Here is a 1,610-nt window from a genome sequence, read left to right as displayed (position 1 = left end):
GTGCGTGTCAAGTTATCGTAGGGGACCTCACTGCGCCAAGCGGTCACGCAATGGTGTGCGGAAGCCGCGCCAGCTCACGAAGCACGTACTTTACCCATGGTCGGCCCGCATGCGGGCCGACCAGTGCTGGCATATGCGTCGAAAGCCATCTTGCCGCATCCTCCACCTTGCGCGCGATCTCTGCTTCATTCACGGAGACTCGCGTCGGCACGACTGGCTTCTTTGTGGGCTTCACACACTCGGGCTGTGCAATCACCTGCAGGGTTTCCCCATTCGCACGAGCCGCCATCAGGCGCACCAGCGCGTCTGCTCCTTGCTTGCTCCAGCGCGCCCCATGGCGCTTCATCCGGCGCGCCACGTGGTGAAAAACCTGGCCTTCAATCACGCCTAAACTCACCACATCCCCGCTGTCCACGATGCCGTCCCAATGCTCCTTCAGATATCCCTTCAGTCGCGCAATTCGCTGCTTCTTCGCACCTTGGCTCCGACGCTCGGCCTTCGTCAGCACAGCCTCAACGCGCGCCCAATCCTCCGCCTTGAGTGCATCCCAAACCTTCCGGTAAGTCTCCGTCTCCCGCCCCAATGCCCTCACGAGCGCCTGTCGGAGGTGGAACGGATCCAGACGGTGTCGGGCGCTTGGCAACATGTCGGCCCCTTGCTTCGCCCATGCCGCTCCATCCGTCCCGAGCCAGCACCTCTCTACATGACGCCAGTCCCAAACGCGTCCAAACGCCGTCACCGCTTCCTCCCAGAATCGTTCGCCTTCCTCCGTCCCCGCCACCACGTATCGGGTCACCAACGCACGCCGATCTGGCTTTCGTTCATCCTTCCCCTCGTACGCCACCGCCAGCTTCACTTCTAGGTGCGACTTGCCCTCTTCTTGTCTGCGACTACGCACATATACGCCGTCCGCTTCCACGTACAGCGTATCCACCTCACGCGTTCCGGGCGTCGAGGCTCCTCGTCCAAACACCTCATCCCGTTCCAACGCTGCCCGCGCTCGCTTGGTTCCTCCAAGCCGCTGAACCTCTTGCCAGATGGCCATCGCACTGATGTCCGGTACCCATGTCCGGAGAATCTCCGCGGCCCGGTGATACGACACATCCAGCGCTAACGCGACGGCTTGCTCTCTCAGCTTCGCGGACAACCGCCGGCGCGGCTCCAATCCCACAGCGTCATCCAGCAGAAAACGACGCTCGCCCGTCTCCTTGTTCCGGTAGTAGCGTCGTTGGTATGTGATTTCGCCTACCGTCGTCGCGATGGTTCGGAACTTGCGATGAACCAACTCCCATTCACGCTTGTCCCGTTGCTCCGCTAACCACTCATCCCACACCTCGAGTACCTGTTGAATAAGTTCCCCGGCGGCCGTGGTGAGCGCTCCCACCACGTTTTCTTCGAGGATCGAGAAGTTACACGGGTGAGCAGCCAACTCTTGCACAGTCGACCACACGTGCAGGAAAGCGAAGAAGGCGCGTCGAATATCCAACATCAGAGACCTCACTCCTCTGACCGCGCTGCAACGCGGGGATTTTGTTGTCGACAGTGAGGTCTCTTCTCTTTTGCCTCGGAAATTCCTCCCTGAAGCAAACCCTACTCAAACTTTATACGCT

At 60.4% G+C, this 1,610-nt stretch carries 1 protein-coding gene; it reads right to left on the bottom strand.

The features are described from left to right. Positions 1-43 precede the first annotated feature (43 nt). A complete protein-coding gene (locus tag AS26_RS13520; RefSeq protein ID WP_062310641.1) occupies positions 44-1,489 on the bottom strand; it encodes an ISLre2 family transposase in 1,446 nt (481 codons plus the stop codon). Between the last annotated feature and the right edge of the window lie 121 nt (positions 1,490-1,610).

Origin of the sequence: Alicyclobacillus sendaiensis NBRC 100866, from assembly GCF_001552675.1 — a bacterium.
Classification (GTDB): Bacteria; Bacillota; Bacilli; order Alicyclobacillales; family Alicyclobacillaceae; genus Alicyclobacillus; species Alicyclobacillus sendaiensis.
The sequence above is the reverse complement of the archived record's forward strand: the minus strand, read 5'-3'. Positions and strand labels throughout refer to the sequence as shown.